Below are 24,137 nucleotides of genomic sequence, written 5' to 3' on the forward strand. Positions count from 1 at the left end.
AATTGCCTGCGGAGAAACAGAATGCTGGAATTACTGAAACAACAGGTGCTGGAAGCCAATCTCGCGTTACCTCACCATGGGCTGGTGGTGTTCACCTGGGGCAACGTCAGTGCGGTGGACCGCGAGTCAGGGCTGATGGTGATTAAGCCCTCAGGCGTAAGTTATACCAACATGCAGCGTGACGATATGGTAGTGGTTGACGTTGCCAGCGGTAAAGTGATTGAGGGGAAAATGCGTCCTTCATCGGATACGGATACCCACCGGGCGCTATATCTCGCCTGGCCCAAAGTTGGCAGTATTGTCCACACGCACTCCCGTCACGCTACTATCTGGGCACAGGCCGGTCTGGATATTCCCGCCTGGGGAACCACCCACGCTGATGATTTTTATGGGGCGATCCCCTGTACCCGACAGATGACTCAGGAAGAGATCCAGAGCCGTTATGAGTGGGAAACGGGGCAGGTGATTATCGAAACTTTCCATCAGCGTGATCTGGATCCGCTGGCAGTGCCTGCCGCACTGGTCAATTCACACGGGCCGTTTTGCTGGGGAGCCACTCCTGAAAAAGCAGTCCATTCTGCCGTGGTGCTGGAAGAGGTGGCGTATATGGGGATTTTCAGCCAACAGCTGTCGCCCGCATTACCTTCCATACAACAGCCATTACTGGACTGCCATTATTTGCGTAAACACGGAAGTAATGCCTGGTATGGTCAGGGAAAATAATCAGATCAGTGCTATTAACATAATTCCGGCAACAGTTTTAACTGAAATTGGTTATCTGCCCCCTCCTTGTTTTTCAGGCGCTGGCAAGGAGATAATTCTTACTGTTTTATCTTAAAAATCAAATGCCCGTTTAGTGATCTCACACTCTGGATTACGCTGGAAACGCGCTTAAGCGCTCCCACAAACAGAGGATGAGACTATGACAGTAATTAATCAGACTACCTGCAGGCTCTTTAGCGAAGTTGGACAAACCACACAGCTCTCCGCTTACTATGAAGAAGGCCGACGTACCCTGTGGATGATGCTGCGGGCACAACCGCGCCCGAGTTTTAACCACGAACTGATCGAAGAGATCATGAACCTCAGCTATGCCGCCCAGCGTTCTGGCTTGCCCATTGATTTCTGGGTAACCGGCTCACTGGTGCCGACGATGTTTAATGCCGGCGGCGATCTGCGGTTCTTTGTTGAATCAATCAAGAACGGAAGGCGTGAGGCGTTAAGAGCTTACGCACGGGCCTGCGTGGATTGCATTCACGCGGCGGCCAGAGGATTTGATACCGGGGCGGTCACCATCGCGATGATTGAAGGCAGTGCATTAGGAGGGGGGTTCGAGGCTGCGCTGGCCCACCATTTTATTCTGGCGCAGGACACTGCAAGGATGGGCTTCCCGGAGATAGCTTTCAACCTGTTTCCCGGCATGGGTGGCTATTCTCTGGTTGCCCGTCGTTCCGGAATGAAACTGGCAGAAGAACTGATCTGTGAAGGAGAATCACATACGGCAGAATGGTTTGAAACACGTGGCTTGGTTGACAAGCTGTTCCAGCCGGGCGAAGGCTACCATGCCACACGCACCTTCATTGACACTCTGCAGCCGAAACTGAATGGTGTCAGAGCCATGCTGAAGGCGCGTCAGCGGGTACTGCAGCTTACGCGGGCTGAGCTGATGGATATCACTGAGGACTGGGTCGACTTTGCGTTTACTATTGAGCCTAAGGATATCGCCTATATGGAACGTCTGGTGCAGTTGCAGAATCGCCACAGCTCTCAGACGATGCGCAAAGCCGGATAATCTAGCGGGCAGGATGCTTAGCCAGCCACTGCTCAAGCTCCTCTGCAGGCATCGGCCTGGCATATAAGAACCCCTGGCGAGCATCGACACCGCTCGCCATCACGAAAGACTCTTCCTCCACCGTTTCAATTCCCTCGGCAATAACCTGCAAATCCAGCGCTTTGGCCACTGCGACGATAGCGCGAACCAGCGACTGCGAAACCGGCTGATTATTCACACCGCGCACAAAACTTTGATCCAGCTTGATGGCGTTTATCGGCACTCTTGCCAGTTGAGAGAGGGAAGAGTAGCCGGTACCGAAATCGTCAAGATGCACTTTTGCTCCCAGCTGCTGGAACTGCTCCATCAGCGCCAGCGCCTGCTGCTCGTTTTCGATCAGGCTGCTTTCGGTCAGTTCGATATCGATCGGGCAGTCCTCCAGCTTTGCCTGATCCAGCGCGAGTTTCAGGTCTGAGTAGATACTCTGGTCGATCAGCTGACGGGGTGAAACGTTGACTGCCACGCGCAGGTTGATCCCTTTCTCTCGCCAGTGAACGATCTGCGCCAGTGCGGTTAACATCACCCAACGGCCAAGCGGCACAATCAGGCCTGACTCCTCGGCATAGGAGATAAAATTACCCGGCGAAACCAGCCCGCGCTCTGGAGAGAGCCAGCGCACCAGTGCCTCGACGCTGTGTACATTGCCCGCATGATCCAACTTTGGCTGATAGTGAATAATCAGCTGATTTTGGTCCAGCGCTTTGCGCAGGTTGGTATCCAGCCAGAGATACTCAAAGACGCGCTGGTTCATCTCGGCACTGAAAATACAGAACTTGCCACGGCCATTCTCCTTGGCGGTATACATTGCCGTATCGGCGTTCCGTATCAGGCTCTCGCGGTCTTCGCCATGCTGGGGGCTGACGGCAATGCCAATTGAACAGCCCGAGTACACTTCAATCAGGCCGATGCGGAATGGCTGTTTAAGCCGATCCAGAATGCGTGAAGCCATTGCCTCCAGCGATGCCTGGCTGGCCGTGGTTGCCAGCACGATAAACTCATCGCCCCCCAGTCGGGCCAGCGTCTGGTCCTTATCCAGACAGCTGAGGATCGCCAGTGAGACCGCCTGCAACAGCTGATCGCCGAACATATGGCCATAGGCATCGTTGACCTTTTTAAAATTATCCAGGTCAAGATAGACAATGCCAATCTGCTGATCAACACGGTGTTCCAGCGCCTCGGCGATAGAGTGGTTGATCGCGTTACGGTTGGGCAAACCGGTAATGGTATCGGTGTTAGCCAGTACCCGCAGACGCTCCTGCGCCCGTCGTTCTTCGGTAATATCTGTGCCTGAACAGATCAGATAAATTTCGTTTTTACCGCTGCCGCTGTGGACGAACTTGTTGCGGAACAGGAACAGCCGCTGGCCTTTTTTGGTCTTGATCCAGCGTTCCACCTCGTAAGAGCTGCCGTCGCGGAAAAAACCGCTAATATTACGGCGCGATGCGGCGGCTTCCTGCTTGGTCATAAAGAGCTGGAAGACGTTACGGCCAATCACTTCCTGCTCCTTGAGCCCGGTATACTCCTCACTCTTGCGGTTAAAACGCTGGATATTTCCCCGCTGGTCGAGGATCACGATCACCGAGTTGGCTTCGGAAACCACCTGCTCGGCAAAAGAGAGACCCAGCACCAGATCGCGGGCCACGGAGGAGGTATCTCCCCACGCCGAAGCGCTACCCGCCCATTCAGATTGATTAACCTTTCTGCCAACCAGATGCAGCGAAAGCGGTTCCCCATATAAGGAAATCGTAAGATTTACGCTGCAGGTGATCACTGTCATTGCCCGCAGCAAGCTGGCCTGGCTCGCGGTGAGGGCGACAGCTATATGCGTACTGGCTGATTCATCTTCAGCAAACAAAAGGGCATCGCTGTCGGCCGTTAAACGCCAATGAGGGCTGGTAGTACCAAAATAGGTATCAAGTAACGATTGCCCTTGGTCATCGGTCATCTGGTTCTCCTCGAAGGATGCAATGCAGGCTGTATCTTCTTATTTTAGCAACAGTATTCGGCAACCAGCATAATCTCAAGATGTATGTTGTATATATTTTTGAACGGTAAAACAACCCGGCGAATAAAATGCCCCGATCGAAACTCCAGATGGAGAATTTACTGCGGAGATTTGCCTGAGAAACCTGTTTTAAATGGTAAAAAGCTGTGAGGGTAGTAGCGATGAGTATATTTACGATTGGGTGGTTGCTATCGGTTTTTTTTCATAAGTAACAGCAACATTGCCGCACTACTGAGACTAGAGAATGTTTAGCTCTCTGCATGGTTGCGGGAGGGCGGCAGGCGGAATAATCGACGTTATCCCGCCTGTTGAAACGTTATGCTGGACGGGCGACGACGCTGCGGGTTTCCATGCGGACTTCAGCGATGGTGACTTCAATCACGTCCGTCACACGATAGACCACTTCACCTTTGATCTGTACGGTGCCGTTTTCCTGGCTGCATACCAGCTCATCACGCACGGCGTGGATGAACGGGGCAGGGACAAAGGCTACCGCGCCGTTGGCGGTCAGGCGTACGCGCATGCCACCACGGGAAACATCAATGATTTCCGCAGCGAAACGCTCGTCGGTTCCTGCCGATTTCTGCAGAAAGCGCGAATACAGCCAGTCACCGACATCACGTTCTGCCATGCGGTTCAGGCGGCGGCGCTCGCCCATCTTCACGGTAATCTCATCCTGAGGGCGTTCGGCTGCTTCACCTTTGATCATCGCTTTCAGCAGGCGGTGGTTGATCATATCGCCATACTTACGAATAGGTGACGTCCAGGTGGCATATGCTTCCAGACCCAGACCAAAGTGCGGACCCGGTGCGATGCTGATTTCAGCAAACGACTGGAAGCGACGGATGCGGCTGTCAAGGAACTGCGTTGGATGAGAATCGAGATCGCGACGCAGCGCGCGGAAGCCTTCCAGCGTGGCGATAGCCAGCGGATCAACCTTCACGCCATGATTTTCCAGCACGGCTGCAGCCTGTTCAGCTTTCTCGGCATCAAAGCCAAGGTGAACGTTATACACACCGAAGCCCAGCTTCTCGCGCAACACGGTGGCGGCACAGATATTGGCGGTGATCATCGCTTCTTCGACGATGCGGTTCGCGATGCGGCGGTGTTCGGCGATGATATCCAGCACTTCGCCTTTTTCGCCCAGCAGGAAGCGGAAGTCCGGACGATCCTTAAATACCAGCGCGTGGGTCTGACGCCATTCAGCACGGGAAAGACAGAGACGGTGCAGCAGGCGGATCTGATTTGCTATCGCTTCACTTTCTGGCTGCCATTCGCCGCTGTTTTCCAGCCAGTCAGAGACGTTGTCGTAGGCCAGCTTGGCTTTGGATTCGATCCAGGCGGCAAAGAAGGTGATCTCTTCGCTCAGCGTGCCATCAGCCGCAACGGTTACGCGACAGGCCAGTACCGGACGGCGCTGGTCAGGGCGCAGCGAACAGATGTCGTCAGACAGCTGGCGCGGCAGCATCGGAATGTTGAAGCCTGGCAGGTAATTGGTGAACGAGCGTTCGGCTGCAATGGCATCCAGTTCGCTGTTGGCGGCAACGTAAGCAGTAGGATCGGCAATGGCGACAGTCAGGCGCAGAGTGCCTTCCGGCGTCTCTTCCACAAACAGCGCATCATCCATATCTTCGGTGCTGGCGCTGTCGATGGTGACGAATTCAAGCGCGGTCAGGTCTTCACGCTCCAGCTGTTCGTCCAGCATTTCACCGGTCACGGCTTCGGGGGCTTCACGCTCCAGGTTGTGACGGGAAAGCGTTACCCACCACGGGGCAAGATGGTCGTCAGCGGTGGTGATAAAAGCGGTAAGCTCGGCGTAGAAAGTGCGGTCGCCCTTTAGCGGGTGACGACGCATCTCGGCAACTGCCCAGTCGCCCGCCTGGAAGTCATGCTTCACATTGCGGTCGGCGCGACACTGGATAGCGTCTTTCAGCAGCGGATGATCGGGAACAATCGACAGACGATCGTCTTTCTTCTGCACGCGGCCAACAAAACGAGTCAGGAAAGGTTCAACCAGTTTTTCCGGATCGGCAACTTCACGATCCTTGTCGGTCTGCAGCACGGCAATCACGCGGTCACCGTGCATGACTTTTTTCATGAACGGAGGCGGAATGAAGTAGCTTTTCTGCGAGTCTACTTCGAGAAAGCCGAAGCCTTTCTCGGTGCCTTTCACCACACCCTCAACACGCGGCGTCTGGGAGTGGAGTTTCTCTTTGAGCTGCGCGAGCAGCGGGTTATCCTGGAACATAATCTCAACAGTTTTCGTGGCCTAAGAGCGGCAGACAGTTTTACGCGATTAACCGCCTCGCGGCAAGTAAAAAGCCGGGATATCCCGGCTTTGTTTAAGGCAAATGACCCCGTTTGTCAGGCGATTCGCAGGCCTGTTTTTACCTGCGAGAGGGTGATTTTCACCGGAACAGATTTCGACGTTGGCGTGCCGCTGACGTCACCATAGCTGGAAAGGGGGACCAGCGGGTTGGTTTCCGGATAGTAGGCAGCCAGATTGCCTTTCGGAATGTTGTAAGGCACCAGCTTGAAACCGAAGACTTTGCGGGTTATGCCATCATTCCACAGCGTTTCGATATCCACATCGTCACCGGCGGCGAGACCCATTTTTTCCATATCTTCAGGATGGATAAACAGCACTTCACGCTGACCGTACACGCCGCGATAACGATCGTCCAGACCGTAAATGGTGGTGTTGTACTGGTCGTGGGAACGCAGCGTCTGCAGAGTGAACGGTACTTTAACGTCGTCGCCCAGCTGTGGGAACAGCGAGTCAGGAAGGCTGGCTGCACTGAACTGCGCTTTATTGTTCAGCGTGTTAAAGCGGAACTCAGCAGCGGCGTTACCCAGATAGAATCCACCTTCAATATCACATTTGGCGTTGAAATCGCTGAAGCCAGGAATGGTAGCTGCGATGTGATCGCGGATTTTATTATAGTCCGCCGCCAGCGCTAACCAGTCCAGTTTCTCTTTGCCCAGCACGGCATCAGCAATCCCGGCGATAATCGCCGTTTCAGATCGCTGCGTGTCAGCAATGGGTTTACCGACGCCTTCTGAGGCGTGCACCATGCTGAAGGAGTCTTCAACGGTAATAAATTGCGGGCCACTGGCCTGAATATCCTGTTCGGTACGCCCCAGCGTAGGCAGGATAAGCGCATCAATCGCGCCCGGACAAAGATGGCTGCGGTTCAGCTTGGTGCTGATCTGCACGGTCAGTCCACAGCGGCGCAGTGCTTCTTCAGTTCGTGGGCTGTCCGGTGCTGCAGCGGCCAGGTTTCCACCCAGCGCGATCAGCACTTTGATCTCGTCACGCAGCATTGCTTCCAGCGCTTCCACGGTGTTATGGCCGGGTTCACGCGGCGGCTCAAAGCCAAAATGGTTTGCCATGCTGTCGAGGAAAGCTTTGGCTGGCTTCTCATCGATCCCCATGGTGCGGTTACCCTGCACGTTGCTGTGACCACGGACCGGGCACAGGCCTGCGCCTTTTTTGCCGAGCTGGCCAAACAGTAGCTGCAGGTTAACGATTTCACGCACGGTATCTACTGAGTGTTTATGCTGGGTAATGCCCATCGCCCAGGTGCAGATTACCCGTTCAGCGCTCTGGTAAATAGCTGCCGCTTCACGCAGCTGCCGCTCGGTCAGGCCTGATTGTTGCTCAATCTGCTGCCAGCTTGTTGCCTCAACGGCAGCAAGATACGCCTCCATCCCTTCGGTTTTGGCGTTGATAAACACCTGATCAAACAAGCCTTCTTTGCCTTCAGCCACCAGCGCGTGATGGGTTTCAGACAGGGCTTTCACCATGCCGCGAATCGCCGCCATATCGCCGCCCAGGTTGGGCTGATAATAGGTGGAACTAATGGTACCGGCTTTGCTGGTCACCACTTCAAGCGGCTTTTGCGGATCGGCAAAACGCTCCAGTCCACGTTCGCGCAGAGTGTTAAAGGTGACAATTTTCGCGCCGTGATCGGCTGCGTGACGCAGGCTGTGCAGCATACGTGGATGGTTAGTTCCGGGATTCTGACCGAATACAAAAATGGCGTCGGCATGGTCAAAATCGTCGAGACGGATAGTGCCTTTTCCCACGCCAATGCTGCGTTTAAGACCCGCGCCGCTGGCCTCATGGCACATATTGGAGCAGTCAGGGAAGTTGTTGCTGCCGTTCATCCGGCCAAACAACTGGTAGAGCCACGAGGCTTCATTACTGGCGCGGCCGGAGGTGTACAACTCCATCTGGTCAGGATTGTCCATCGCGTGGATGTGGCTGGCTATCAGCCGGAATGCGTCGTCCCAGCCGATTGGTACGTAATGGTCGGTTTCGCGGTTGTAGCGCAACGGTTCAGTCAGACGGCCCTGATATTCAAGAAAATAATCACTCTGCTGATAAAGTGCTGAGACGCTGTATTTTGCGAAGAAGCTGGCATCAACGTAGCGGCGGGTGGCTTCCCAGGTCACGGCTTTGGCACCGTTCTCGCAGAAGCTGAAGGTACTTTTGTTGTCGTCGCCCCAGGCACAGCCCGGGCAGTCGAATCCTTTAGCCTTGTTCATGCGCATCAGATTGCGCATGTTTTTCAGAACTTGTTTGCTGTCGAAAACAAAGCGGGTGGTGGCTTCTAGCGATCCCCAACCGCCCGCAGCGGCCTGGTAGGGTTTAATGGCTGTTTTAAATTTCATAATGCTTCGCAGGTTTAAGTTATGTTTTTGTCTTGTTAAGAAGTTATTGCTTCTTTTATGCACTAAGTGTGCAATCAGGTAAACGGATTGTCTAATTGATTGGTTTAATGGTGCGATAGGCGCGATTTATCGCTAAAGCGTGAACTGATTCAAAGAATTGCGCTGTATGTTGTGCGTTTGTCCCTCCTTACAGTCAGAGCTGACTAATAATTAGGCTTTCTGATGGGAAAGCGAGGCTCATGTGAAAGAATTTGCCAGCAAAATTCACGCCTTTGGTAAGGCACTGATGATGCCGATTTCGGTCATCGCCGCCGCCGGTATCTTCCTCGGCGTTGCCGCCGCTATGCAAAATCCGGCGATCACCGGCGAGGCTTTTGCCAACCTGTTCCTGCCTCAGCTCATCATCCGGTTTATCCGCAATATTGCCGGGGCATTGTTTGCCAATCTGCCCGTGCTGTTTGCCATCGCTATTGCTATAGGTCAGGCTAAGGCCGAGAAACCCACGGCGGCGTTTTCTGCCGTTATTGGTTTTATCGCCATGCATATCGGCGTCACCACCACGCTGGCTGCGCAGGGCATGACGGCAGAAACCATGACGCCACCGGCGCTGCAATCCAACGGTATGTCCCAGACGGCGGCGATGATGACAGCCGCAGAATTTATCCAGATGCTGGGCATTTTTACTTACAACATGAGCGTATTGGGCGGGGTGATCGCCGGATTACTCACTTCTGTCATTCACAACCGTTTTTACCAGACCCAATTACCCACCGCGATTGCCTTTTTTGGCGGCAGGCGACTGGTGCCGATTATCACCCTGACGATCCTGCCGCTGATGGGCGTGCTGCTGGCGATGGTCTGGCCGACCGTTGGCGCGGGCATTGCCTGGGTTGGAGAACTGATTGGTAAAAGCGGTCAGTACGGCGCATTCCTCTACGGCACCAGCGAACGTCTGCTAATCCCGACCGGCCTGCATCATATTCTTAATGAAACGGTGCGCTTTACGCCCATCGGTGGTATCGCCACGGTTGATAACCAGACTATCGTCGGCGCACTGAATATCTTTAATAATTCCCTGACTCATCCGGGATCGATTCCTGACGACACCATCAGAAGCGCTACCCGTTTTCTGGCCCAGGGCAAAATCCCGGTGATGATGTTTGGCCTGCCAGCGGCGGCGCTGGCGATGTATCACTGCGCCAAAGCGGAACACAAGCAGCGGGTTAAAGCGCTGGTACTGGCGGGGGCGCTGACTTCGTTCACCACGGGGATCACCGAGCCGCTGGAATTCTGCTTTATCTTTGTCTCGCCGGTGCTGTATCTGTTCCACGCGGCGCTGAGCGGCCTGTCATTTATGCTGATGTCGATGCTGCACCTGATGATTGGCAACGTGCAGGGCGGCGCTATCGATCTGGTGGTGTTCGGCATCCTCGGTGGCAGCAAGACTCAGTGGTGGTGGAGCATTCTACTGGGCATTATTTATGTGCCGGTTTATTACTACGGCTTCAGGTTCATCATTCTGCGCATGCGGGTTGAGACGCCGGGCAGAGAAATGGAAGAAACAGAGCAGGAGAGTAAAACCGTTTCTGCCAGTGAGCGAACCCAGGTGATCATCAGCGGGTTGGGCGGTGAGGCCAATATAGAGGATGTCGATTGCTGCTTTACCCGGCTGCGCGTCAGAGTGAAAGAGATGAAGGAAGTGGTGGATCAGACCCTTATGACCACTGGCGCTAATGGGGTTAATCGCGTCAGCGATCATGATGTGCAGGTCATTTACGGCCCGCAGGTGGAGAAGATAGCCAACGAGGTTAAAACTGCGCTGGGAGGCCGGGAATAATCAAGCCCGGCTCATGCAGGCACCTCATGGCGGCTGAGATCGCCACGAGGTGAGTCATCTATCGTGCTGCCCGCGCCGCCGCAATCAGGCCATCCAGCCATTCCTGATGCCCGTTAATCATCGGGTTTGGCCGGGTGGCAGCCAGATCCTTAGCAGGCTTGCCATTCTGGGTTTCCTGAGTGAGGATGCGCACGCGGTTGCCCGGCAAATCTTCCAGCAGCCAGGCATGATGAACATCCAGCCGACTGTCACCTTCACCCGCCCAGCCATGCCAGGCAACTCGTGCCGCTTCTCCGTCTGATGGCGCAACATGCTCCGTGACCTGCGCATCCACCGGAAAGCCAAAAGTGGTGAAGTAGAAGCGCACATCCTGCTCCAGCTCAGGACCTTTATCATCATAAAAACGGATGTCGGCCGAGTTATGGTAATAATCAGGCCACAGCGCTGGTGTGTTCAGCAGAGGCCAGAGATCTTTAACCGTCAGACCGCTGACAATCATCTCGTTTGACGCAAAGTTATCGCAATAGCCAGGCACATAACCTTCAGGCCAGATAATCGAGTTCATCGTATTTCCTCAGTAGTTTTTTTTCGCTCTGCGCCAGCAGAGCTGGAGTGGTTTACTCCGACGAAGGGCAGTCTGCGCCTGCGACTGTCATAAGACCAATCACGGTTATTTATTTTTGCTATCATTTCAGGAGATATCTGAGAGAGAAACATCGATGAAAAACGCTATCAGGACGATGGATCTGAATTTACTGAAGGCGCTGGATGCGTTGCTGGATGAGCGAAGCGTAACCCGTGCTGCTGACCGGTTAGCTCTCACTCAACCCGCGGTCAGCGGAATGCTGACGAGGTTACGGGACTGCTTTGGCGATCCACTATTCAGCAGGACGCAACGCGGTATTGTGCCAACATCACGTGCGCTGGAACTGGCCGCGCCGGTGAAGCAAATTCTCAGTGATATGGATGCGCTGCTGCAGCCCAAAGCCTTCGACCCGGCCAGCGCTGAGCTGACGCTGACTATTGCCGCAACGGATTATGCCCTCAAGGCGGTGGTGGTGCCGTTTATCGCCAGGTTACGTCAGGAAGCTCCTGGCGTGAAGGTTTCCGTGGTGGCGATAGACTACAGCCAGCTGCAAACTCAGCTTGAACGGGGGGATATCGACCTGGCGCTGGTCACGCCGGAAACCACGCCGGAGGGCCTGCATGCCCGAAATCTGTTTGATGAAGAGTATGTCTGCATCATGCGCAGCGATCATCCACAAGCAAGGGAAGCGCTGACGCTGGATCGTTTTTGCAAGCTGGATCAGGTGCTGGTTTCGCACACGGGTGGCAGGTTCTCCGGTGCTACCGATGAGGCACTGGCAAAGATTGGCAAAAAAAGAAGGGTAGTGATGGCGGTTAACAGTTTCCTGATGCTGCCGGAAATTTTGCGCGTCAGCGACCTGATTGCGGTCACGCCGTACCGGCTGGCCGCCACAACCGACGGCATGGTCGTAAAAACACCACCGTTGCCAGTTGCAGGCTTTACCAAAACGCTGGCCTGGCATGACCGCACCCACCGTGATGCCGGGCACCGCTGGCTGCGGGCTACACTGACAGAATTGTTTGCATAAAAAAACCGGCGTGGAGGCCGGTTTTTGGGATATCAACTATCAGGACTGTGGCTGACCGACCGGACCGGCACCCAGAGTTCCGCCTGGTGCAGCCTGCCCGCTCGGAGCATGAGGACGACCATCGCTGCCCACTGCACTGCTGTCATGCTGACAGCCAGCCAGACCAGACAGGGCTAACAGGACCAGAGTGATTTTCGAATAAGTTTTCATTGCGGTTCTCCTCAGTGAAGGGAATAAATCCAAAGAGTTAAGCGTAGCCGTAAGGGGCATTTTTGCCAGTAATTCACTGATTTTCGGAATATTGGAGTTGAGGTTACGGATCGGTTCAGGCTTGCCTTCCCGGCTTATTCCCAGTAGCCTGGCAGGCACTGCTGAGGTATTGAATAAAAGTGATGGATATTAAACAACTGATCTACCTGTGTAATTAGTTAGTTACCCCTCCCACTTCCCGCATAATCTCGTTAGCTCCTTCAGGTTCCCTGTCACGCTTATTCTCTCGTTCCCAAAGTTTCACCATCTGCACTTACAGTTCCCGGTAAATCCTGGTTGCTCCTGAAATTTTATGTACATCTGTCAGTACATAATTTAATTTGATCCGCCATTACTGGCTTTTTCTATGTACTAATGGTGGCTCTATGGCTCTCTCTGATAGTTACCTGCGATCTGTTCTTGGTAAGGATGCAGACAAGGTTTTTGAGAAAACTGATCGTGACGGGCTTTCTGTTCGTGTTTCACGAAAGGGGAAAGTGACCTTTCAGCTGAGATACATGTTTGGTGGAAAACAAAGAAGAACAGATGTGGGTGGATACCCGGGGATCAGTCTGAAAGATGCGCGTGATGAAGCCGTCGTGCTTCGCCGGGCGCTGGAGAATGGAATAGACCCTGCCCAGTTCATCGCCACCAGGGTAAGCAAAAACGTGAACTCAGCCACCGTTCAAAAAGTCATCGAGGAATGGGGACGGGTTTATGCTCAGCCAAATATCAAAAAGTCTGAACAGATCTTGCGGTCATTCGAATTACACGTTTATCCAAAAATTGGCAATTTGAAGCATGATGCCGTCACAACACATCAGTGGCTGGAGATCATTGAGGGGATACAGAAAACAGCTCCCAGCATAGCCCGCAGGATCCTTACAAACGCCAAGCAGGCACACTCATGGTCTGTCAGGAGAAAGCTCACTGAAGAAGCCCCGCTAAGCTCCATTACTGCCCATGACATAGGGCTAAAGAGAAACGTCACAAAAAGGGTGCTGTCTGATAACGAGATTTGCTTGTTATTTGAAGCATTGGATAACACGGCGATGCTACGCAAAAACGTAATATTTATACTGCTGGTTATGCTGTACGGTTGCCGATCAGGGGAACTACTCAGTGCTGAAAAAACTCATTTTGATTTCAGCAATGACACATGGGTTGTTCCGCCAGAAAACCACAAGGGTGGGAAAAGTGGCCGTTCTATCACCAGGCCTGTAATCCCGGCAGCTAAATTGTTAATTGAGGAAGCAATTCTGCTTAACCCTAATTCAAAATATCTCTTTGGCAGTTGGCACCGGGATAAGAGTGTTCAGGAAGCACCGGTCGCAAGCCACTCGGTTCTGTCATTACCTAAAACAATCATTAGTTACGTGATAAGAGAGAAAAGCGAGATCATGCAACACTGGTCTTTGCATGACCTCAGGAGAACGGCAAGGACGCGGTGGGCGAGTTTTGCACCACCGCATGTATGCGAGATAATGTTGGGACATGCATTGCCGGGTATCTGGGCCGTATATGACCACAACGATTATCTTGATGAGCAGAGGAAGGCGTACACAACGTGGTGGGCAACGGTGATGAGGATCGTGCATGGTGAAAATGGAGTAAGTTCAATCGTGACGCTGTAACTTCCCGAACTCCTCTATTTCATTGCGCAGAAACAGTCCACGGTGCACAGGATCAGGGAATCCCTCATGGTTTTTCTTTCCTGTGCTTTTGCAACGGCTGTTCCAGTTCTGGATCGTTTTAACGGACCTTCTGAACAGATCTGCGACTTCTTCATAAGTCATGTACGGTGACTGGCTTTCATTCTCTCTCGAAAATTTATTATTCATCACGCTACTTTCTCCTCACTGATACACATCTCTGGAAGGTTGGCTCGCACCAACGCTTCAGCGAACGGTGGCGGAACGGCGTTACCGCAGCGCGCAACCTGTTTGTCTTTCGCGTACTTATTTCCCCGGTAGTCCTGATCAATCACGTACCAGGCGGGGAAGCCCTGAGCGGCGTAAAGCTCCTTCGGCTGCAGCATGCGCATGCCAATATCGACGATCCTGTATGTCACCCCTTCAATTTCCACGAATTCGCGCAGGCCATGCTGATGGAGGAATTCGCTGACCAGTGCCGCGCGCGCTTCGTCATAGTCCTGGGCTGCGAGGCTTGTCCGCACTTCGCCGAAGTGCTGGCCCCCTGCTGTTACGGTTTGCAGCGGGGTGTCGGCGGGTTGGCCGGTGTTTGTTCCGCGCATTTTGATAATGCTCGATGTCACCAGGGCGTGGTGGTCCGTGGTGGTGACTGTGTGGATAGGGCCATCAATTGCAGCGCCGGGTCCGGTGTAGTTTCCGCCGAAATGCTTTGCCAGAAATGCGCTGGCGATGGCAAACTTGTTACCGCCAGCTGTCACCGTGCCAGCAGGTTTATGCAGATTCAATACTCGAGGAGCTTGGCCGTTCCGCTCTCCATATCCCATCTGAATCAGGATGGGGCTGACAAGTTGACTTTTTCCACCACCACCTGCGGTGACGGTCCCTGCTGGCTGATCCACTGCATGGCCGACGCTGGCACCGAACTGGCGGGCGATAACCGGCGCAATAACGCAGGAGTGGTTGGTGTTCACAACAGTATTCATCGGCTGATCAACACTTCGTGGTTTCGCTGAGTATTTCGGGCCGCCAGCACCAACTGTGAACGGAGTAAGTGCCGCTTCAACCATGCCGAGCGCATGGCCATTTCCGCCAGGTCGTGCTGACGTCCCGGCGGTCACTGTGGGCAGTGATTCTGTAACTTGCTGGCCGGTGGCTCCGGTGCGGAATTTTGTTAGGTGGGGGATAACGACAGCATAGCCATGCTTGCGGGTAATCGTCTGCAGCGGCGCATCCAGTCCCTGACCACGGAACGTGTCATAACTGGTTTTACTGCTGGTGTGGTTGCACTTCACAATGAACGGCGTGGGGTTGTCGAGCACGAACCGCTGGATTCCGCGAGCGATGCGCCGCAGGGTGTTATCCGCCAGGGGCTTTTTGCGCCCAAATATGGACGGGCAGTGTATGCTCCAGTCGATGCACTCCGCAGCGGTACGCCATGGCAACAGCTGACCGCTCTGTACCGACAGGCTTTTTGGATCGCCATGTGACGGTGCTGGCCAGCAAACCTCTTCGCCGTCGCACCGTGCAACCATGAAAAATCTTTTTCTGATGGTTGGCGCACCGTAATCGCAGGCCCGCAGCTCACGGTATTCGACCGCATAACCTAGGCCGTCCGTCAGCCGCTGCGCGGCCGGGCTGTTCCGGTCAATCAGCAGAAACTCGCAAACTTCATCCAATGCCGGGTGATCTGCTGGTACGCCAGCACCCAACATGCCAACGAACGCAGCGAACGTCTCGCCAGCGCGGGCCGGGTCAGGGCGATCCTCGTCGGCCAGCAGCGGGCCCCAGGTTTTAAACTCTTCAACATTTTCCAGCATCATGACGCGGGGACGGGTGGCCAGCGCCCAGCGCAGCACTATCCACGCAAGGCCGCGAATCTCCTTTTTAACCGGAGTGCCACCCTTGGCTTTACTGAAGTGGCGGCAGTCAGGCGAGAACCAGGCCAGGCCGACCGGAGCGCCGGCAGTTGCGGATACCGGGTCAATATCAAACACCGACTCGCAATAGTGCAGCGTGTCGGGGTGGTTAGTGGTGTGCATGGCGATTGCATTGGGATCATGATTAATCGCGATGTCCACGCTGCGGCCGATTGCCATTTCGATCCCGGTGCTGGCACCACCACCGCCCGCAAAATTATCAACGATGATCTCACGCATTAGGAAACTCCAGAAAATTTTTGGTTAGTGACTGCGCCATGATGGTGATTACCCCGGATGGCTGACGTTCCAGCAGGAGCTTATTGATAAGCTGCATCACTTTTCTGTGATGGTCTGGCGGTAACTCATAAATGTGGTCAATGTGGTCGGCGACCAGCTTTACTTCTTCTGACCAGACGTTATTTTCCGCTGCTGGCGCTGCTGGCGCTGCTGGCGCTGCTGGCGCTGCTGGCGCTGCTGGCGTAGCCTGTTCCTGCAGCCGCACCGCCGCCAGATCAATCTGACGCATGAATGCTCTGCCGCGGGCTTCCAGTTCATCGCGGCTGACATAATCGAATTTCGGGCCGCGCCACGACTTATCGAATACCGCGATCGCCGCGCCGAAACCTGCTGAAGATTCCGATGGTTCGTTTTCTGCCGGACGGTACCAGACTGGCAGGTCAAAACTGATTCGCCCGCGAATAAACGCGATGTGATCTGCGTCTTCTGGCCACCATACTTCGCCGGTTGCCGCTTTAATCAGGAACACGTAGCGGCCGCCAAGTGCGCGCATAGCCATTGTGTGCGCGATTATGTGACGCATGCCTGTAATGTACTGACCATCATGCTGGCTGGGGCGGGAATAGGGCGGATTGGCATATCCGGCCCCGTGCAGTTCCGACAGGCGGGCACTCCAGTCTTGGGTTAGCGCGTTATCCTCTGCGCTGAAGAATGCTTCGCACTTGGCGTTGCTGGCGTCTGCAAACAGGTCAAGCACAAATGGACCGTACAGCGAATTGATTCCCCACCAGAGCGGATCCGGTGTTCGCCATTGGTCACCGACTTCTTTGAGCTTATGAGCAGGAGCAGCGCGCAGGGCATCCAGCGCCGCGCAATACGGACTGATAGTGTGATCGGTCATTGAAATTATCCGGAAAGATGGTGTCAGGAAATTTTGATTTGGTAGTAGGCGCAGAAATCCAGCACATAGGGGCATTCAGAAGGGCTTTCCGTTCCGTTTATAACGTCGCAGCCTCCGGCATGCAGGCAGTTGCAGTTCTGGCAACTGAGACGGTTGTCAAAGCAGTTTTTCGCCATTTCATAACCGCTGCACCGACCGCCACTAAATCGGTGAGGGAAGTCATAAGCGGAGCACCAGCATGTAACCTGCCGGCCGCTCCAGTAGGCTTTCCCGATGGGATTTGAGTATGCATAGCTCACCTCATTAAAGATGAAATTCAGCAGTAAGCGCCACGACGAGCAGCAGGATCAGCACGGCCGCCGTGCGGATGCTGGCATAGAAAATATGGTGGCGAGCGAAGTGCCGCCGGAATATGTTTTTCATGATTGGGAGGGTGGGGATTAGTTAACGTGACATGTCACACTGATAGTTTTAGGCTCTTCCAGCCATTCGTAACCCAGCAAGCCGAGTCTCCGCTGCAGGGGCAGCTATTAACCGGCGCAACATCACCGCATTTGGCGCACTGGCCAGCAACCTGTAATTGCTCCTGCAGCTCAGCGTGATACTTGCGGATCATCAGCGCGACCAGTTCAGCCCGGTCATACGGTTGACGGCCAGGCCGCCGGGCGACACAGTCGTGGTCGAGCATTGCCAGTTCCTGCTGGTCGAGGTGCAGCTCCAGTTTTGTCATGCTGTTGGCAGCCTGCCGGGCGCGCTGCGCGGCTTTGCGTTCTGCGGGGGATTTAGCCATGATCACCTCCCGGCTCCGGCGCTGCTGCCAGCAATCGCTCAATTTCTTCCCGCGCATCTGAACATTTAATCGCGCTGAAAGTTCCGCGAGAGCCATCGCTATCAAGAAGCCTGTTTATGGCACATATTAGATCGCTATCTGCTAGCGCTGGCGGGGCGAATAGCGGTTTGCACTTCGTTAATCCAGCCGCTTCGAGGAATGCCACAACATCTGGGTTGCGCTCAACATAGCCTTCACTGGAATTCAGCACTAACCACGCAACAGGCTCGGCCTCTTTACAACGAGGGCAGCTATCTAAATCTTCATCTTTCATTCTGCAATCTCCCCGCCAGCTAATTTGACTTCGTTGATAGCCCAATCATTCGCGGAGCACCAACCCTCAGCATATTGACGGTCGAAGCCAGAACGGTGCATAACCTCTTCGACAGACAATTTTTTCAGCGGAACAACAAACCGCTGCGGCTTCCTCCCGCTGTTGAGGCGCAGCACTCCGGCGCGGCAGGCGTTCCATACCCTCATTGCTAACGTTGGCCTGTCCTCACATGACATTCCGTTTATGAGTACAAAATTAACCGCATCGGAATAACTCATCTCATCCGGCACAGCAACCGGGGCGGGCGGTACTGGCTGGCAATAAAGCGGTTCTCTCAACCCCAGTAGTCCCGCGTCATCGTAATACTGAACCCCAGCGTCGGTGCCATCCATGTAGTGGCAATGTGCTCGCCATGCAACAGGCTTCTGCTCCCTCAGCACCGCCAGCTCTTTCTCTGCTGTAACCGCTCTGTCAAAGTTGATACCGACACGATCAGTTGCAATGCTCAATTCAGTTATAAGCCTGTCGCACTCTCCGTTGCGCTGGTCGATAACAGCTTGCTGCTCAGCAATCCGCGACGCCTGGGCGTCGATGTGTGCCAGCAGTCCAGGCAGGGCGTTAACTGCACTAACGATCAGATTCATGTTATCTGATGAGACGCTCACGCATGGCACACCGTCTGAAGCCCTGAAAGCACTTAACACATCGCCATCCTTACCGCTGGCGCTACTCAAACGAGCCATACTATTGCTGGTAGCCCAGTGCCACGGCATGGGGGAAGCAAATTTAATCAACCCCCGAAGATTTTCTAACTGCTCAGATGTAATTGTCATGCTGGCTCCTGTATTTTTCTAAACTCACGTTTTGTGTAGCCATTAATGAGCACAACGCGAGTTTGCAGTTTTTGCGCGTTCACCAGGCGTTCACACCTGTAGAACGGTCGGTTAACTGGGAGATGGTCTGCTATGAACCATTCATCATCAGGCATAACGGCCAGTGCTTCGGCATCTGATTCGCTCAACAGCTTAGTTTTGTCGTATGGACGCTGGTTCATGCTGCGGACTCCTGTTCTATTCCCATGCGCTGGCATGCAGTGCGATAAATAGCGGCATCTTTCTCAATGCCAATGAAACGTCGCCCGGTTTGCTGACATGCAACACCAGCGGTGCCGGAACCCATTGTGAAATCCATCACTGTATCTCCGGGGGTGCTGTAGGTTTCGATCAGGTATTGCACCAGTGCCAGCGGCTTCTGCGTTGGGTGAAAATTACCGGTCTGTTTATCGCTCGAGAAGAACTGGACGTCTCGCGGGTACCGCTCTGTGCTGTCATACTCGGTCAGACACAGAGCCTTGCCGTAGCAATCTGAATTGACCGTTTTCCGCTTGCTTGTCTTGCGCTCATGACCCTGCGTCATTTGCGGGTTGTATGTCGGCTGACGGCGATAAAACACCTGAATATTTTCGTGCGCCCGCAAGGGTTGCTTTTTGGCGTTCAGAAATCCGGTAGCGTTACCTTTTTCCCAAACCCACTCGCTACGCCAGTCGCGGATATTGCTGCTGACCAGCACGCTGGTGAATGGCTGAGCTGAAAACAGGATGATTGCAGCAGATGGTTTTGCGATGCGGTACAGCTGCTGCCACATCTGCTGCAGGTCGAGAGTGGAATCCCAGCGGCATTGGGTTGTGCCGTATGGAATATCAGCGCAAACCAAATCAACGGTACCGCTATCCATCTCAGTGAACACATCAAAGCAGTCAGCATTGAACAGAATAGGGCGCTCACGCATGGTCGCCTCCCTGCTTAGCTTCAAATTCAGCGGATATTTTGGCAGCTATTTTTGCGGCCTCACGAGTATCCCACTCAACACGATGCGCAATTGAATGAGCAGAAGAAACAGCAGATTCAATCAGACTGTCGCATTCCCGTATGATTAAATTCAGGTCAGGGTTTCGTTCGAGAATCCCGGCCCGCATTATTTGCCAATCGTTACATATCTCAAGAAGTCTGTTAGCCATTGGACAACTCCCCGGCGCGGAGCTCGTTGTAGCGCTGCATGAACTTGACAAGCGCCTGACGCGGTGAAAGTGGATTAATCAAGATTGGTGCTGGGTCAATACCGTGGAGGATCGGCCAGGGTGTGCCGTCATCAAGACCGAATTCCCGGCGTTCTGTCGCCAGCATTACCAAATCTGCGTGCTTAACTTCACGACTCATTTCAAGCGGCAGACCGTATTTAACGGCAATGGCACTTTCAACCGACTGGATAACGTTGCGGTAATCTGGCAGTAACTGCTTAAGCGGTGCAGCGATATCGTTGCAATATGCCTCGGCGGCATCGTGCATCAGCGCCTCAAAGGCGAATTCTGGCGGCACCAGATCACTGACAAGAACAGAGTGCTGAGCGACGCTGTAAAACTCAGGCACATGGCCGGTGAAGCGGCAAATATTCGACAGCGCAGCGGCGATGTCTTCGATGCAAATTGATTCCGGCGTTATATCGCAGAAATTGAAATGCCTTCCTGTGAGGGTAGTAATCCAGGACATGAGGTTTCCTTCAGGAAATTTGATGTGCGCCGGGCGGCGCGGGAGAGTTACGGGCGGAGGCGTGCTTGCCGGGCCTCCATGGCTGCTATTATGGCGGTCCGGCGTGCTGCACCAGCGCAAAAATCGCCTCGTTGTTCAGCCCAAAGGATGTTGTTGCCGGTTGCCCGCTTCCCGGCCTGCCGCCATAGCTGGGCGGCCTCAGAGAAAAAGCCTTTCTTCTCGCTGTCAGCAGCCTGCTGAGCAAGGTTTTTAAAGGTCAGTCGCATAAATGCTCCAGAAAGCCCCCGAAGGGGCCTTATCAAAAGGGTATATCATCATCGAAATCAGGTACTTGCTGCTGATGGCCCCGGCCGCCAGCGTTCTGCTGCAGGCGTGACTGCGGCTGTGATTGCTGCTGACCGCCCAGCATTGAACGCTGCTGATTGGCCGGTTGCCCGCTGAAGCCAGGATTAGCAGGGTGACGCTCATCACGGTCCGTGAGCGTGGCGACCAGCTTATCAACAGCTTCAGCTGGCGTGTTTTCGACCGCCTCTTTGAAGGTTTTTCGAGTGTTAGAGCCGTACACCTGGCGAATTTCAAATCTGTAGCCTTCGCCGCCGTCGTTTTTGGTGTAGAGGACTTTCTGCAGGACAAAGCCGATCGGCTTACCTTCCAGATCCTTGCAATGCAGTTCCGTCTCATTCTGCTCATTAACGACTTCAGTAGGGTAGAGCGCCTTAACTTTTGTCAGTCCCATGATTGCGTTGATCATCGCGGTACCGCCACGCAGCGGGTTGCCGTCACGTCCGGTATATGAGACTCGCAGGTAGTTGATAGGACCGACATCAGTCTCCAGTGAAAACTCCATCGATTGTGACTGAGAATCACGGCCAGAGGTGAACAGGGCGGTTTTGATGGTGCCGGTGTAAGCACCACCTTCTGATACACCTCCCGGGCCGGATGCTTTAGCTGATTCAGGATCGAAAGTGAAAATTGGCTGCATTATGCTGATACTCCCTCGTTGAGTTCGTAGTAGTCCCGGATCGCCGCATCAACGGCGTTCAGGTCGTTGTCAATCTGAAATTCCTTGAATAATCCAATCGGCGATTTAACCGGGTCTGTACCATCGGATTGAGTGGTGAAGTGGTAGCGCCCGTCCGCTACGGATGTGCGCAGGGCGATGGTGAACATGCCTTCAACGGTGATCTTCTCGTCCAGCATCTTGCCGATGGTTTTCATCTTGATGCGGCCGGCGGCTGTTTCCTCTGTGTGAGCGAGGAAATAGACGATCAGGTCATCTTCAGCCTGCTGCGCGGCTTTTACCACGTCCCAGGCTCCTCCGCCGATCTCGGTGAACTTCTCAAACGATTTCTCGCTGCGGCGGCGCATGAATGAGTTACCCATCACATACTGAAAGTCGTCGATCACCACGAATTTTCGTTTAGCCCGGCGGGCGTGCTGAATAATAAGCACGATGTCAGCCGCTACATCCGTGTGGAATACGTTGCCTGTTCTGGCGTTGAAATCGCGTGGCTGCCAGCCCTTCGACTTGAAAGGCAGACGCTTATTTTCCGGATTGACCAGAAAACCCTCTTCAGGGTTGAGGTGCATCATGCTGGCCGACTTACCGGATCCGGAGTCGCCCAGGATGAGAACGGGGATACCCATATCAGCCCCCAGGTTGCAGATGATGTTTTATGGTGAATTGAACGTCTTCTTCATCTGTCAGATTTTCCAGACACCAGGTCACATAACGATGGTCTTTTCGGATCCATTCCTCGAATGGCACACCTTTATGTTTTCCAAATGGCATGGCGTGTAGCAGAGATGGCCGGTTGGTGATGTCGCGCATCTGCGCCACAGTGAAGCGGGCCTCTTTGTTGATGCGGATCAGGTTAGCGGCGGTGACGTAGCAGTCATACAGCGCGCGGTGAGCATGCAGACCGTCCGGAACGTTCGCATTGACCTGCAGGTGATAACGCAGGTACTGGTTACCGTGACTTTCCAGCTCCGGCCAGAGCTTGCGTGCCAGCTTCATGGTGCAGATCCACGGCGCGGTGATCTGCGGCAGCTTGCTGCGGTCAAATTTAGCGTTATGGGCCACGTACACGTCAGCGCCGAGGTAACGGTCGATCACCTCGTCAATCGGGGGGGCACTGGCCACATCCTCGTTCGTGATGTGGTGGAGAGCCATGGCACCGATAGTGATTGGCTCCGGCGGCTTAACGAAATCGCTCATCGGATTGCAGATCTGGCCGTCAACGATATCGACGCTGGCAATTTCACATACTCCGCCTTCAAGGCTGGTTGTTTCGGTATCGATAACTCGCAGAATAGGTGAGGTCATTGATTACTTCCTGTTATTGAGTCGGCGATGGCTTCCCGCTGCGCCAGCTGGTTAGCCAGCTGTTCGAGGTCGGCCGGGCCGAGGTGGTTACGCTCGCATATGGCGAGGATTGTCGAGAGGGCCAGGCGGCGCATGGCTACCTGCACCATGATGTGCTCAGCCATGCCCTGGTTGGCGGTGATCAGTTCCATACAATCCCCGTAACGATGGCCAGCGCCACAGCGCCAAGAAGAGGAACGAGCCAGGAAGAACGGCGTGGGTGAAAATCAGCACCGGTCAGCCGGTGAATGAACTGCAGGCGATCGATAGGTCTCATGACGTGCGGATCCTCGTTGTGCGTGCTCTCTGCTGCGACGGCACGCGGATAGATTCCTGATAGCGCCTTCCGCACTCAGCGTCAGCGCAAAATTCGTGATATTCGGACCGGTTCCAGAAGCGGATAGTTTTCCTGATAATGTCGTCCGGCTGGCGGAACTTGCCGCAGTATTTGCACATCACGGCATCAGTAAACTCGGTTGCACATTGCAGCACCGTAAACTCGCAGTGCGTCATTCTGTTGCCATCGCTGTCGACATATTCAACGAAAATTTCATCCAGGCCTTTATAGTTCGGACGGACCGAGCAGCCATCGAAGGTGACCAGCTTGCTGCCGAGCCGGATAGGCGTGCCCGGCGTAAGTTCTGCCAGGCGTTGGTGTGTCAGTTTGGGAATGATTTGCACAGTAACCTCCTGAGCGAGGGCGTAAAAAAGCCCCCGATGTGAGGCGAGGGCGGTAGGCAGTAATATCGTCGAGCTGACTCGTAAATCAGTTTTGCGATGTCACTTGATTATTTGTTGCGGGCGGTGATCATGGCGTCGGCAACCTTATAGGAATCTCGTGCCACCCACTTCGCCGCATCGTCATTGACGTTATCCAATTGTCCCGGATTAGCCAAAATCCCCTGCATAGCCTTAGCCGCAAAATAATCGCGCATTGTTAAGCCTGGAAATTGAAAAATATCACCATCTCTTGTTTGGACCGGATATGCCTCGTTATTAATCCTGTTGAGCTTCGCTTCTGCTGGAAATGCTGGCCCTCCTGTTTCTTTACTCATTACCCCTCCAGATAATATTTCCTGACCAGCCTGATTAGCTGCTCTCTGTTTACTGTTATTCCCTGCCATGAATAGGGTATGTATCCGTTACTCATTGGCTTAATTACAGGCGTGTGGCGATACCATGTGCCGCAAGCCATCTTC

Annotated in this window: 29 protein-coding genes; 6 read left to right on the forward strand and 23 right to left on the reverse strand. The window is 54.0% G+C overall.

The window, feature by feature from the left end; all coding sequences use genetic code 11:
• Nucleotides 1–21: 21 nt before the first annotated feature.
• Together GSQ70_RS24585 and GSQ70_RS24590 are read left to right on the forward strand one after the other, a co-directional pair.
• On the forward strand, nt 22–723 hold the full coding sequence (locus GSQ70_RS24585; RefSeq protein WP_158784967.1) for an L-ribulose-5-phosphate 4-epimerase: 702 nt from the start codon (nt 22–24) through the stop codon (nt 721–723).
• A 199-nt stretch (nt 724–922) separates the two neighbouring features.
• Entirely contained in the window at nt 923–1,792 is an 870-nt protein-coding gene (locus GSQ70_RS24590; RefSeq protein WP_158784968.1) for a crotonase/enoyl-CoA hydratase family protein, read from the forward strand.
• 1 nt (nt 1,793) lies between these two features.
• On the opposite strand, the gene pdeR is transcribed toward GSQ70_RS24590, so the two are convergent.
• The 3 genes from pdeR to GSQ70_RS24605 form a co-directional block, all read right to left on the reverse strand.
• Nucleotides 1,794–3,776, reverse strand: coding sequence for a cyclic di-GMP phosphodiesterase (gene pdeR, locus GSQ70_RS24595; protein ID WP_158784969.1), 1,983 nt, complete (start codon nt 3,774–3,776; stop codon nt 1,794–1,796).
• A gap of 376 nt (nt 3,777–4,152) precedes the next feature.
• Nucleotides 4,153–6,084, reverse strand: coding sequence for an exoribonuclease II (locus GSQ70_RS24600; protein WP_158784970.1), 1,932 nt, complete (start codon nt 6,082–6,084; stop codon nt 4,153–4,155).
• A 116-nt stretch (nt 6,085–6,200) separates the two neighbouring features.
• A complete protein-coding gene (locus GSQ70_RS24605) occupies nt 6,201–8,513 on the reverse strand; it encodes an FdhF/YdeP family oxidoreductase (RefSeq protein ID WP_158784971.1) in 2,313 nt (770 codons plus the stop codon).
• A gap of 286 nt (nt 8,514–8,799) precedes the next feature.
• Here GSQ70_RS24605 and GSQ70_RS24610 point away from each other — a divergent pair, with 286 nt between their 5' ends.
• On the forward strand, nt 8,800–10,350 hold the full coding sequence (locus GSQ70_RS24610; protein WP_370521125.1) for a PTS transporter subunit EIIC: 1,551 nt from the start codon (nt 8,800–8,802) through the stop codon (nt 10,348–10,350).
• A gap of 58 nt (nt 10,351–10,408) precedes the next feature.
• On the opposite strand, the gene GSQ70_RS24615 is transcribed toward GSQ70_RS24610, so the two are convergent.
• Nucleotides 10,409–10,915, reverse strand: coding sequence for an SRPBCC domain-containing protein (locus tag GSQ70_RS24615; RefSeq protein WP_158784973.1), 507 nt, complete (start codon nt 10,913–10,915; stop codon nt 10,409–10,411).
• A 154-nt stretch (nt 10,916–11,069) separates the two neighbouring features.
• On the opposite strand from GSQ70_RS24615, the gene GSQ70_RS24620 reads away from it, so the two are divergent.
• The gene (locus GSQ70_RS24620; RefSeq protein WP_158784974.1) at nt 11,070–11,966 is read left to right on the forward strand and encodes a LysR family transcriptional regulator; all 897 of its coding nucleotides are present in this window, start codon (nt 11,070–11,072) and stop codon (nt 11,964–11,966) included.
• A 39-nt stretch (nt 11,967–12,005) separates the two neighbouring features.
• Here GSQ70_RS24620 and GSQ70_RS25855 read toward each other — a convergent pair whose 3' ends face one another.
• Nucleotides 12,006–12,176, reverse strand: a complete 171-nt coding sequence (locus GSQ70_RS25855; RefSeq protein WP_199257307.1) for a hypothetical protein — start codon at nt 12,174–12,176, stop codon at nt 12,006–12,008.
• A 425-nt stretch (nt 12,177–12,601) separates the two neighbouring features.
• Here GSQ70_RS25855 and GSQ70_RS24625 point away from each other — a divergent pair, with 425 nt between their 5' ends.
• Nucleotides 12,602–13,849, forward strand: a complete 1,248-nt coding sequence (locus GSQ70_RS24625; RefSeq protein ID WP_158784975.1) for a site-specific integrase — start codon at nt 12,602–12,604, stop codon at nt 13,847–13,849.
• Here the strand turns inward: GSQ70_RS24625 and GSQ70_RS24630 are convergent.
• The 3 genes from GSQ70_RS24630 to GSQ70_RS24640 are packed head-to-tail and all read right to left on the reverse strand — an operon-like array spanning nt 13,832 to nt 16,924.
• Nucleotides 13,832–14,059, reverse strand: coding sequence for a hypothetical protein (locus GSQ70_RS24630; RefSeq protein ID WP_158784976.1), 228 nt, complete (start codon nt 14,057–14,059; stop codon nt 13,832–13,834). The two genes, GSQ70_RS24625 and GSQ70_RS24630, sit on opposite strands and share 18 nt — an antisense overlap.
• Nucleotides 14,056–16,023: a DNA cytosine methyltransferase gene (locus GSQ70_RS24635; protein WP_158784977.1), complete on the reverse strand. Its 1,968-nt coding sequence runs from the start codon at nt 16,021–16,023 to the stop codon at nt 14,056–14,058. The genes GSQ70_RS24630 and GSQ70_RS24635 overlap by 4 nt, the downstream gene beginning before the upstream one ends.
• Nucleotides 16,016–16,924 carry a phage N-6-adenine-methyltransferase gene (locus GSQ70_RS24640; RefSeq protein ID WP_158784978.1) on the reverse strand — a complete coding sequence of 303 codons (909 nt, stop codon included), beginning with the start codon at nt 16,922–16,924 and terminating at the stop codon, nt 16,016–16,018. Before GSQ70_RS24640 ends, GSQ70_RS24635 begins: the two co-directional genes overlap by 8 nt.
• Before the next feature lie 309 nt (nt 16,925–17,233).
• On the opposite strand from GSQ70_RS24640, the gene GSQ70_RS26260 reads away from it, so the two are divergent.
• The gene (locus GSQ70_RS26260) at nt 17,234–17,368 is read left to right on the forward strand and encodes a hypothetical protein (RefSeq protein WP_255455434.1); all 135 of its coding nucleotides are present in this window, start codon (nt 17,234–17,236) and stop codon (nt 17,366–17,368) included.
• Nucleotides 17,369–17,381: 13 nt separating this feature from the next.
• On the opposite strand, the gene GSQ70_RS24645 is transcribed toward GSQ70_RS26260, so the two are convergent.
• From GSQ70_RS24645 to GSQ70_RS24710, 15 genes are all read right to left on the reverse strand, one after another.
• Nucleotides 17,382–17,714, reverse strand: coding sequence for a hypothetical protein (locus GSQ70_RS24645; RefSeq protein WP_158784979.1), 333 nt, complete (start codon nt 17,712–17,714; stop codon nt 17,382–17,384).
• Nucleotides 17,707–18,027 (reverse strand): hypothetical protein, encoded by a 321-nt coding sequence (locus tag GSQ70_RS24650; RefSeq protein WP_158784980.1) that lies wholly within the window; start codon nt 18,025–18,027, stop codon nt 17,707–17,709. The genes GSQ70_RS24645 and GSQ70_RS24650 overlap by 8 nt, the downstream gene beginning before the upstream one ends.
• Nucleotides 18,024–18,860, reverse strand: a complete 837-nt coding sequence (locus tag GSQ70_RS24655) for a hypothetical protein (RefSeq protein WP_158784981.1) — start codon at nt 18,858–18,860, stop codon at nt 18,024–18,026. Before GSQ70_RS24655 ends, GSQ70_RS24650 begins: the two co-directional genes overlap by 4 nt.
• The gene (locus GSQ70_RS24660; RefSeq protein WP_158784982.1) at nt 18,857–19,081 is read right to left on the reverse strand and encodes a hypothetical protein; all 225 of its coding nucleotides are present in this window, start codon (nt 19,079–19,081) and stop codon (nt 18,857–18,859) included. Before GSQ70_RS24660 ends, GSQ70_RS24655 begins: the two co-directional genes overlap by 4 nt.
• Entirely contained in the window at nt 19,078–19,815 is a 738-nt protein-coding gene (locus tag GSQ70_RS24665) for a site-specific DNA-methyltransferase (RefSeq protein WP_158784983.1), read from the reverse strand. The genes GSQ70_RS24660 and GSQ70_RS24665 overlap by 4 nt, the downstream gene beginning before the upstream one ends.
• Nucleotides 19,808–20,044 carry a hypothetical protein gene (locus tag GSQ70_RS24670; protein WP_158784984.1) on the reverse strand — a complete coding sequence of 79 codons (237 nt, stop codon included), beginning with the start codon at nt 20,042–20,044 and terminating at the stop codon, nt 19,808–19,810. Before GSQ70_RS24670 ends, GSQ70_RS24665 begins: the two co-directional genes overlap by 8 nt.
• A complete protein-coding gene (locus GSQ70_RS24675; protein WP_158784985.1) occupies nt 20,037–20,573 on the reverse strand; it encodes an HD family hydrolase in 537 nt (178 codons plus the stop codon). Before GSQ70_RS24675 ends, GSQ70_RS24670 begins: the two co-directional genes overlap by 8 nt.
• Before the next feature lie 47 nt (nt 20,574–20,620).
• Nucleotides 20,621–20,839 (reverse strand): ANR family transcriptional regulator, encoded by a 219-nt coding sequence (locus GSQ70_RS24680; protein WP_158784986.1) that lies wholly within the window; start codon nt 20,837–20,839, stop codon nt 20,621–20,623.
• 32 nt (nt 20,840–20,871) lie between these two features.
• Nucleotides 20,872–21,555 (reverse strand): hypothetical protein, encoded by a 684-nt coding sequence (locus GSQ70_RS24685; RefSeq protein ID WP_158784987.1) that lies wholly within the window; start codon nt 21,553–21,555, stop codon nt 20,872–20,874.
• Nucleotides 21,555–22,220, reverse strand: a complete 666-nt coding sequence (locus GSQ70_RS24690) for an ATP-binding protein (RefSeq protein WP_158784988.1) — start codon at nt 22,218–22,220, stop codon at nt 21,555–21,557. Before GSQ70_RS24690 ends, GSQ70_RS24685 begins: the two co-directional genes overlap by 1 nt.
• A 1-nt stretch (nt 22,221) precedes the next feature.
• The gene (exoX, locus tag GSQ70_RS24695) at nt 22,222–22,899 is read right to left on the reverse strand and encodes an exodeoxyribonuclease X (protein ID WP_158784989.1); all 678 of its coding nucleotides are present in this window, start codon (nt 22,897–22,899) and stop codon (nt 22,222–22,224) included.
• Complete coding sequence (locus GSQ70_RS24700; protein WP_158784990.1) at nt 22,896–23,090, reverse strand: hypothetical protein; 195 nt, start codon at nt 23,088–23,090, stop codon at nt 22,896–22,898. Before GSQ70_RS24700 ends, exoX begins: the two co-directional genes overlap by 4 nt.
• Entirely contained in the window at nt 23,081–23,215 is a 135-nt protein-coding gene (locus GSQ70_RS26265; protein ID WP_255455435.1) for a hypothetical protein, read from the reverse strand. Before GSQ70_RS26265 ends, GSQ70_RS24700 begins: the two co-directional genes overlap by 10 nt.
• Nucleotides 23,212–23,619, reverse strand: coding sequence for a hypothetical protein (locus tag GSQ70_RS24705; protein WP_158784991.1), 408 nt, complete (start codon nt 23,617–23,619; stop codon nt 23,212–23,214). Before GSQ70_RS24705 ends, GSQ70_RS26265 begins: the two co-directional genes overlap by 4 nt.
• Nucleotides 23,620–23,726: 107 nt before the next feature.
• Nucleotides 23,727–23,993 (reverse strand): hypothetical protein, encoded by a 267-nt coding sequence (locus GSQ70_RS24710; RefSeq protein WP_158784992.1) that lies wholly within the window; start codon nt 23,991–23,993, stop codon nt 23,727–23,729.
• Nucleotides 23,994–24,137: the final 144 nt, after the last annotated feature.

It is taken from the genome of Pantoea sp. BAV 3049 (genome assembly GCF_009765445.1).
In the GTDB taxonomy this organism is placed as follows: Bacteria; Pseudomonadota; Gammaproteobacteria; order Enterobacterales; family Enterobacteriaceae; genus Erwinia.

Bases quoted from the DNA above. Each gene is read 5' to 3' on its own strand.
- pdeR (WP_158784969.1), bottom strand. From the start codon at position 3,776: ATGACCGATGACCAAGGGCAATCGTTACTTGATACCTATTTTGGTACT.
- GSQ70_RS24670 (WP_158784984.1), bottom strand. From the start codon at position 20,044: ATGGCTAACAGACTTCTTGAGATATGTAACGATTGGCAAATAATGCGG.
- GSQ70_RS24685 (WP_158784987.1), bottom strand. From the start codon at position 21,555: ATGCAGCCAATTTTCACTTTCGATCCTGAATCAGCTAAAGCATCCGGC.
- GSQ70_RS24710 (WP_158784992.1), bottom strand. From the start codon at position 23,993: ATGAGTAAAGAAACAGGAGGGCCAGCATTTCCAGCAGAAGCGAAGCTC.
- GSQ70_RS26260 (WP_255455434.1), top strand. From the start codon at position 17,234: ATGAAATTCAGCAGTAAGCGCCACGACGAGCAGCAGGATCAGCACGGC.
- GSQ70_RS24590 (WP_158784968.1), top strand. From the start codon at position 923: ATGACAGTAATTAATCAGACTACCTGCAGGCTCTTTAGCGAAGTTGGA.
- GSQ70_RS24650 (WP_158784980.1), bottom strand. From the start codon at position 18,027: ATGAAAGATGAAGATTTAGATAGCTGCCCTCGTTGTAAAGAGGCCGAG.
- GSQ70_RS24605 (WP_158784971.1), bottom strand. From the start codon at position 8,513: ATGAAATTTAAAACAGCCATTAAACCCTACCAGGCCGCTGCGGGCGGT.
- GSQ70_RS26265 (WP_255455435.1), bottom strand. From the start codon at position 23,215: ATGAGACCTATCGATCGCCTGCAGTTCATTCACCGGCTGACCGGTGCT.
- GSQ70_RS24625 (WP_158784975.1), top strand. From the start codon at position 12,602: ATGGCTCTCTCTGATAGTTACCTGCGATCTGTTCTTGGTAAGGATGCA.
- GSQ70_RS24615 (WP_158784973.1), bottom strand. From the start codon at position 10,915: ATGAACTCGATTATCTGGCCTGAAGGTTATGTGCCTGGCTATTGCGAT.
- GSQ70_RS24700 (WP_158784990.1), bottom strand. From the start codon at position 23,090: ATGGAACTGATCACCGCCAACCAGGGCATGGCTGAGCACATCATGGTG.
- GSQ70_RS24680 (WP_158784986.1), bottom strand. From the start codon at position 20,839: ATGCGACTGACCTTTAAAAACCTTGCTCAGCAGGCTGCTGACAGCGAG.
- GSQ70_RS24690 (WP_158784988.1), bottom strand. From the start codon at position 22,220: ATGGGTATCCCCGTTCTCATCCTGGGCGACTCCGGATCCGGTAAGTCG.
- GSQ70_RS24585 (WP_158784967.1), top strand. From the start codon at position 22: ATGCTGGAATTACTGAAACAACAGGTGCTGGAAGCCAATCTCGCGTTA.
- exoX (WP_158784989.1), bottom strand. From the start codon at position 22,899: ATGACCTCACCTATTCTGCGAGTTATCGATACCGAAACAACCAGCCTT.
- GSQ70_RS24645 (WP_158784979.1), bottom strand. From the start codon at position 17,714: ATGGCTAAATCCCCCGCAGAACGCAAAGCCGCGCAGCGCGCCCGGCAG.
- GSQ70_RS24620 (WP_158784974.1), top strand. From the start codon at position 11,070: ATGAAAAACGCTATCAGGACGATGGATCTGAATTTACTGAAGGCGCTG.
- GSQ70_RS24635 (WP_158784977.1), bottom strand. From the start codon at position 16,023: ATGCGTGAGATCATCGTTGATAATTTTGCGGGCGGTGGTGGTGCCAGC.
- GSQ70_RS24665 (WP_158784983.1), bottom strand. From the start codon at position 19,815: ATGCGTGAGCGCCCTATTCTGTTCAATGCTGACTGCTTTGATGTGTTC.
- GSQ70_RS24610 (WP_370521125.1), top strand. From the start codon at position 8,800: ATGATGCCGATTTCGGTCATCGCCGCCGCCGGTATCTTCCTCGGCGTT.
- GSQ70_RS24655 (WP_158784981.1), bottom strand. From the start codon at position 18,860: ATGACAATTACATCTGAGCAGTTAGAAAATCTTCGGGGGTTGATTAAA.
- GSQ70_RS24675 (WP_158784985.1), bottom strand. From the start codon at position 20,573: ATGTCCTGGATTACTACCCTCACAGGAAGGCATTTCAATTTCTGCGAT.
- GSQ70_RS24640 (WP_158784978.1), bottom strand. From the start codon at position 16,924: ATGACCGATCACACTATCAGTCCGTATTGCGCGGCGCTGGATGCCCTG.
- GSQ70_RS24600 (WP_158784970.1), bottom strand. From the start codon at position 6,084: ATGTTCCAGGATAACCCGCTGCTCGCGCAGCTCAAAGAGAAACTCCAC.
- GSQ70_RS25855 (WP_199257307.1), bottom strand. From the start codon at position 12,176: ATGAAAACTTATTCGAAAATCACTCTGGTCCTGTTAGCCCTGTCTGGT.
- GSQ70_RS24660 (WP_158784982.1), bottom strand. From the start codon at position 19,081: ATGAACCAGCGTCCATACGACAAAACTAAGCTGTTGAGCGAATCAGAT.